The organism is candidate division KSB1 bacterium, from assembly GCA_016214895.1.
Lineage (GTDB): Bacteria > Electryoneota > RPQS01 > RPQS01 > RPQS01 > JACRMR01.
Map to the genome: position 1 here is coordinate 213,563 of JACRMR010000025.1, position 7,136 is coordinate 220,698.

General features: G+C 59.8%; 6 protein-coding genes. 5 read left to right on the plus strand and 1 reads right to left on the minus strand.

Going from position 1 to position 7,136, the window contains the following annotated elements:
• Positions 1–157: 157 nt before the first annotated feature.
• The 5 genes from HZB60_12930 to HZB60_12950 all read left to right on the plus strand — a co-directional run bounded on the left by HZB60_12930 (position 158) and on the right by HZB60_12950 (position 6,399).
• A complete protein-coding gene (locus HZB60_12930; protein MBI5060671.1) occupies positions 158–1,420 on the plus strand; it encodes a CHRD domain-containing protein in 1,263 nt (420 codons plus the stop codon).
• A gap of 226 nt (positions 1,421–1,646) precedes the next feature.
• Complete coding sequence (locus tag HZB60_12935) at positions 1,647–2,762, plus strand: glutamate--cysteine ligase (GenBank protein ID MBI5060672.1); 1,116 nt, start codon at positions 1,647–1,649, stop codon at positions 2,760–2,762.
• Between the two features lie 273 nt (positions 2,763–3,035).
• Positions 3,036–3,773, plus strand: coding sequence for an esterase family protein (locus HZB60_12940; GenBank protein MBI5060673.1), 738 nt, complete (start codon positions 3,036–3,038; stop codon positions 3,771–3,773).
• A gap of 159 nt (positions 3,774–3,932) precedes the next feature.
• Positions 3,933–5,189, plus strand: coding sequence for a hypothetical protein (locus tag HZB60_12945; protein ID MBI5060674.1), 1,257 nt, complete (start codon positions 3,933–3,935; stop codon positions 5,187–5,189).
• Between the two features lie 349 nt (positions 5,190–5,538).
• A complete protein-coding gene (locus tag HZB60_12950; protein ID MBI5060675.1) occupies positions 5,539–6,399 on the plus strand; it encodes an alpha/beta hydrolase in 861 nt (286 codons plus the stop codon).
• Between the two features lie 421 nt (positions 6,400–6,820).
• On the opposite strand, the gene HZB60_12955 is transcribed toward HZB60_12950, so the two are convergent.
• Positions 6,821–7,136, minus strand: a 316-nt coding sequence (locus HZB60_12955; GenBank protein MBI5060676.1) for a T9SS type A sorting domain-containing protein, incomplete at its 5' end; no start/stop codon positions are given.

Genomic DNA, 7,136 nt, shown 5'->3' on the forward strand with positions numbered 1-7,136 from the left:
TCGCTGGGTCTATTGCGGATGCGTCTTCCACGCAATATATTTGCTATAAGCTGAATAGGATAATATTTGTCCGATTAGCGATTAGAGCGGGATACACCCCTCGGCAACCCCACGCCAGTCTCTGACCAGCAGCAACAGCAACCCGAAGGAGTTTCGCATGACGACTAAGCTAAAGATTATGATGGTGTTGGCCATTTCCATCGTCGCCACCGCCGCGTATGCTTACGATCACGGATGGCTCGCGATCCTCGATGGCTTGCAGGAAGCACCTCCGAATGCCAGCCCGGCGAGTGGGATCTTCGAAGCCACCGTAAGTGCTGACTGTGATACGCTTTACTATTCCGGTTCGTACAGCGGCTTGATCGGAAGCTACACCGTTTCTCACATTCATACCGCTCCCGCAGGTGTTGCCGGTCCGGTCCGCCACGGATTCAGTGCCCCGGCCGGCCTGATTGCCGGCGCCTGGGGGATTCCCGCCGAGGACATGAGCCGACTCTATCACGACAGCCTCTATGTGAATATCCACTCCTCAGCCTTTCCGGGCGGAGAGATTCGCGGACAACTGCTCTGCGACCCCAGCGATGCTGTGTTCAACTTCCCCGGAGATTTCGGCACGGCGCAGTGCATCCAGCTCTGCCCTGAATCCAGCTCCCGCATCCGCATCTGGGGCATTCCCGAAGGCCAGTTCCCCGTCGTACAGAAACGGCTGGGCTGTCTGGGCGCTACGAATCCGTGTCTCGTCAACTGCTACCCGGCCACCTACATTGAAGAGTTCTTCGGCGGTAACTGGAATTGGACCGATGGCTGGTTCTGGCTGGAGATCCGCGGCGATGGCTGCATCTGCGTCAGCTTCGAGCGCGTCCTGTCCGTTGAACTTGGCGCCTTCGATGCCGTCGCAGGTGACGGCCAGGTCACGCTGAATTGGAGCACACGGTCCGAAAGCAACAACGACCGCTTTGAAATCGAGCGCGATAATGTCGTCATGGCCTCAGTGGCCGGCCAGGGGAACTCCGCCAGCGGGCACCAGTACAGTTGGACCGACGGCGAACTCCTAAACGGCGTGAGCTACACCTATCGGCTGTTCTCCGTCGAGACCGGCGGCGCGCGCGCCGAGATCGCCAGTGAAAGCGTGACCCCCCACGCGGGCGCGGTGGCAGAGGGCTACGCACTGGCCCAGAACTTCCCGAACCCGTTTAACCCGGAGACCCGCATTCGCTTCGACCTCGCGGAAGCCGGGACCGTTCACTTGACCGTCTTTGACATCAGCGGCCGGTTGGTCGCCACGCTCCTCAACAGTTCCCTGCCCCGCGGTAATCACTCCGTGCAATTCAGCGGATCCAACTTGCCGTCGGGCCTGTATTTCTATCGCCTCGAAGCCAGTGGATTCACTGACCAGAAAAAGATGTTGCTGCTCAAGTAAATGATGCGTGAGTAGCCGGGGCGTGGCCCTGGTGTGTTGTGGTCCAATCTCCTTGGTTTGAGGGAAGAGCCTCGTCGAGTTTCTCGGCGAGGCTTGTTTTATTGAGGGATTGTCTTTATTTTCAAGGTGAGACACTTGCAAGGTCCTCGCCGCTTCCCGTACGGCCCGCGGGCGCGGGCCGGGCCCGGATTCACCCGCCTCACGGCAGCTAAACCCCGTTCGACTGATGAGCATCGTCTTCCATGGCTCGCCTGAACCGACCATCGGTGTCGAGTGTGAATTGGCCCTCGTCGATCCCAAGTCCTGGCGAATGGTCAACGCCGCGCCCGCGATTCTGGAGCACTTCCCCGACTCCCATTACGCCAAGCCGGAGCTGCTTGAGACTATCATCGAGGTCATCTCCAAGCCGTGCCGGACCGTGCAGGAAGTTCGCGCCGACATGCTGCCCAAAATCAAAGAAGTGCAGCGGGTTGCGGAGAAAATCGGCTATACCACCACCTTTGTCGGCACCCATCCCACCGCCACTTGGGGCGAACAGCGCATCACCAAAAACGAGCGCTATCAGGAATTCGTGCACCGCATGCAGTGGCCGGTCCGCCGTGCGATGATTATGGGCCTGCATGTTCACGTCGGCGTGGCGTCCGGCGAGAAAGCCATTGCATTTCTGAATGCGATCACCACCTTTCTCCCCCATCTGCTCGCGCTCTCCTGCGCGTCACCCTATTTCGCCGGTGAAGATACGGGACTCGCCTCCTGCCGCGTGAAGATCTTCGAAGTTATGCCGACCGCCGGCCTGCCCCACCGCATGTTGAACTGGGCCGAATTCCAACGCTTCATGCGCACTCTGATTACAGCCGGTGCGATCAAATCCATCCGCGAAATCTGGTGGGATGTCAGGCCGCATCCCGGCTTCGGCACGATCGAAATCCGCGTCTGCGACGGAACTCCTGATTTCGAGGACGTACTCGCAATCACCGCCATGATCCAGGCCCTCGTCGTCTGGCTCGATCACCTGTATGACCTCGGCGATGAGCTGCCGATTCACAAATACTGGAGCATCAAGGAAAACAAGTGGCGCGCCGCGCGCTACGGACTCGACGGCGACGTGATCTATGACGATCACGGCCAAACGCGCCCGTTCCGCGATGACATCCGCGAACTGCTCGCAACCTTGCGTCCATTCGCCGCAACACAAGATTCCACCGGCGAGCTTGAGCGAATCGAGCTCATGCTGAATCGCGATGGGAGTTACTCCCGCCAGCGTAAAGCTTTCGAGAAATCCGGCTCGCTCGAAGGAGTCGTCGAGAGCCTCGTCGCCGAATGGCAGAGCAGCGTGCAGTAGCGCCGCGCGGGCTTGTTGCTGAATGGCGCTCGCCGAGCCGGGCGTCCGCGCGCGGCCGGAATCTGAGGCATTTGATGCCGATTGAAGCACAACGGAGTTTGACTGCCGTCAATTCCAGCGGGGACACAGTCCCCGCTCGGCGGATTCCGATTTCGGCAACAAGCCCGCGCCGCCGTACGCGACCTGCGAGTCCCGCTCAGTTGACGCACGATACCCACCCGGAATTGGCGGCGGTATTCTCCGTCTTCACCTTTCGTCGTTCGATTCATCATTATGCACCGCGAACATCACCAGTGGTATAGCCCATCGCTGGGCCGGGAAATGGACCTGCTGCTCTACGGCCATTACGGCCGGCCATTGCTCGTCTTCCCCAGCGCGCGCGGCCGCTATTTTGAGTACGAAGACTTCAGCATGATCGAGACGCTCGCTCCGTTTATTGACGCCGGGAAGATCAAGGTCTTCTGCCCCGACGGGAACGATTGGGAGAGCTGGTTCAACTACGATGTGCATCCGAGCTGGCGCGCGCGGCGGCACAACGACTATCAGAGCTACATTATCAACGAGGTCGTTCCGTTCGTCCGCCAGCACTGCCAGTCGTCCGCTGTGCAAATGGCCGGCACGGGCGTGAGCTTCGGCGCTTACCATGCCCTGAACTTCGCGCTGAAGTTTCCCCACGAGTTCAGTCACGTCATCGCCATGTCCGGCAACTACGATGTCCGCGAGCGGGTGTTCGGCTATTATGATGACGAAGTCTATTTCAATTCGCCGAAAGACTACTTGCCCGGCATCCATGACCACACTACGCTGGAGCAAATTCGCCGCATCAAGATCGCGTTGGTCGTCGGACAAGGCGCGTGGGAAGGCAACTGCATCGATGGCACCATCGAGATGTCCCGGCTGCTCGATGCCAAAGCCATTTCCCATCACCTCAGCCTCTGGGGACACGAGTGGCCGCACGACTGGCCCACTTGGCGCGCGATGATTCGGCATTATGTTTCCGTGATGGAGTGAGCTCTTGCCTTCGCATTTCGTGCCGTATTGTAACACCGGCGATCAGCATTCGGAGTGACCATGCCACCCAAGAAATCCGCGAAAGCCGCGAAGCCGGCGGAGAGTCAGAAATCACCAGCCGCGGCGAAACGTGCCAAGCCCGCCGCCGCCCCCGCCGTTATCACCAAACGCATCGGCCTGTTGCTCGGCAACGAGTATTCGTGGCCGCTCGCCTACGAAACGGTGCTGAAACGACTCAAGCTCTCGCTTCCGGTCGCTAAACAACGCATTCAATTCGAGACCGAGCGGCTTTCCATCGAGCCGTTCAATCTGCGGCAGCCGGTAAAGCACGACTTGATCATCGATCGCCTCGGCTATTGGCATATGACCGTGCGCGAATGGCAGAAGAAAGCCTGCCTGATGCACGACACGTATCTCGTGAATAACCCGTTCACATTTCAGGCGATGGAGAAACATTCCGCCTACTGCGTGATGATCCGCCTGGGGTACAAAATCCCCGAGACCTGGCTCGTCCCGCAGAAGCAACTCCCGCCCGGCGACGAGCGCGCGCGAGTCACCGCCGAGAACTACCACCGCATGTTCAAGCTTGACGATGTTGCCCAGGCGGTCGGCGGCTATCCCGTCTTCCTGAAACCCTACAACGGCGGCGGCTGGCGCGGCGTCGTCCGCTGCAACAACAGCGAGGAATTGCACCGCGCTTACGACGCGTCCGGCGAAGAGACCATGCATGTGCAGGCGGGAGTCAAGGATTTCGATGTGTTCGTACGTTGTCTCGGTTGCGGGCCGCAGGTCATCGCCATGAAGTACGACCCGTCGCAGCCGCTGCATAAGCGATACGTCATCGATCACAAATTCCTCACCCAGAGCGAAGGCCGGTACGTCACCGATCTCACGCGTCTCATCAACGCCTGCTTCGGTTGGGAATACAATTCGTGTGAAGCCTTGATCAAAAAGGGCGTCGCCTACCCCATCGACTATGCGAATGCCACGCCCGACACATCGTTGATCAGCCTGCACTACTACTTCCCGTGGGCCATCAAAGCGCTCATTCGTTGGACGGTCTTCTGCGCGGCCACGAACCGCAAGATGCGGCTCGACATGAACATGCGTGAATACTTCAAGATCGCCGACCGGGACATCGCCTTTAGTGAAAAGGTTAAACAGTACAATCAGCTCGAACGTGACTATTTCGAGACAGACAAGTTCGAAGAATTCTGCGCCAAACATCTTGCGCACGTTGATGAGGCCGCGCTGGAGTATTTCACCGGCCCCGAGTGGGATGCGGTCTTGGTCGAGCGGATTCGGCGCTCCTTTCCCGCGCATGAACACGACGAGTTCACCGCGCACTACCGCGGCATTCTCGAATATTGGGCCCAGACTGAAGGCAATCGGCTCGGCTTGAAGTCGGCAACCTGACCCGGACAGGGCGCCTCGAAATCACAACTACACCAACGGCACCCGCGAGGGTGCCGTGAGCTTACATTCACTCATGATTGATCCGCCCTGCAATCCCGCACGCCGTCAACTTGTGCTGCACGTCGAAGTCCCGCGCGGGACGCCCGCCGACGCCCAACTGTTCGCGTGCGGCGACTTCAACGCGTGGCACCCTTCAAATCCGAGCTATCGCCTCAGTCCGACGGGTAACACCGCGTTTCGGCTCGTGATTCCATTGGATACGGCGGAGACTAAGTTCAAGATCACGCGTGGCTCGTGGGAGACCGCCGAATGCAACCTCGACGGGACGCCGGCGCCGGATCACCAGTGGATGGCCGACGAAGTCGATGAGCCCGTGGTCCTTACCATCGAATCATGGAACGACCTGAATCCGGCGGCGGCCGCGTTTCTGCCGCGCCATACTGTCACCGGCGATGTCCGCACTTTGAAGGACATCTACTCGCCGCAACTCGACAACTACCGCGATCTGCTCGTGTATCTTCCGCCGAGTTACCGCCATGATTCGCAGCGCCGCTACCCGGTCATTTACATGCACGACGGTCAGAACCTGTTCGACGCCGTCACTGCGTATGCCGGGGAATGGCAGATCGACGAATCCTGCGAGCGACTGGCCGTCGAAGAGCAAATCGAGTTCATCATCGTCGGCATTCCCAACTCCGGCCGACGCCGCCTGTTCGAGTACAGTCCGTGGCACGATGCCTTCGCAAACGCCGGCGGCGATGGTGACCGCTACCTGAGCTTCATGGTCGATACCGTGATTCCCGCCGTCAACACCGCGTTTCGCACTCGCCCTGACGCGTCCGCCACCGGAATCTTGGGATCGTCGATGGGCGGACTCATCTCGGTCTATGCCGGGTTGACTCGTCCCGACGTGTTTGGCCTCGTCGGAGCCATGAGCTCCAGTTTGCTGTTTGCCGGCGGAAAGATCTTCGAGCATGCGGAGTTGCGTGAGCTCGCGGGACAGCGCATCTATCTCGATTGCGGCGGTGACGAGTTTCCCGGATTGCGCGCGCGCTCCCGGCGGCTCGTCGCGGCCACCGAGCGCATGGCCAAGCTGCTGTCCGTCAAGGGTGCTGATGTCCATCTGGTCATTGACCTCCCGGGCCGGCATCACGAGTCCGCCTGGGCCCGGCGCTTCCCCGATGCGTTGAGATTCCTCCGCGTGAGGTAGTATCCCTCGATTCAGGCCATTGGCATGTCAAAACAGAAAGCGGAGCGGGCACTGACCCGCTCCGCTTGTTGTTTGGCGCCGCCAGCGTCCACCCCGCTACTTCATCAGCACAACTTCCTGTATTCGAAGATCGTCTCGTCGCCCTCAGGCCCCTCTGTCAGGTGGTTTCGGCGTCCACGGCCTGTGCCGAGACCGACGAGGTTCTGGACTTATGCCCCTGTTTAGGAGATACTCCGGAACCCTGCCAAAGTCAAGCCGTGTTTTCACACCCGGAATCGCAGCCTGTCGGTCACCTTCCGCTCCCCGGGGTGGCTTAACCTGCAATTACTCAAGCAATAACAAAAGGGCACGGCCATTTCGGCCGTGCCCTCGGAACTTAGCGGTTGACGACGGGTTCGCCGACGTCAACTCACCAAGGGAATTACTTCATCAGCAACATCTTGTGCTGCGCGCTGAAGCCGTTGGTCTCGAGGCGGTACAGGTACATGCCGCTGGGCAGATTCGCCGCGTCGAACGTCACGACGTGACGGCCAGCTTCCATGCTGCCATTCACCACCGCCGCCACTTCCTGGCCCAGCGTGTTGTAAACCTTCAAGCTCACGAACCCGGCGTCCACCATGTCGAACACAATGCTCGTGGACGGATTGAACGGATTCGGGAAGTTCTGCGCGAGCGCGTACTCCGTGATCACGGCGGCGTTCAGGCTCGGCGTGGCTTCGACCGTGGTCTCCACCGCG

Coding starts and splice junctions, on each gene's coding strand:
- HZB60_12930 (MBI5060671.1), top strand. CDS start 158: ATGACGACTAAGCTAAAGATTATGATGGTGTTGGCCATTTCCATCGTC.
- HZB60_12935 (MBI5060672.1), top strand. CDS start 1,647: ATGAGCATCGTCTTCCATGGCTCGCCTGAACCGACCATCGGTGTCGAG.
- HZB60_12940 (MBI5060673.1), top strand. CDS start 3,036: ATGCACCGCGAACATCACCAGTGGTATAGCCCATCGCTGGGCCGGGAA.
- HZB60_12950 (MBI5060675.1), top strand. CDS start 5,539: ATGGCCGACGAAGTCGATGAGCCCGTGGTCCTTACCATCGAATCATGG.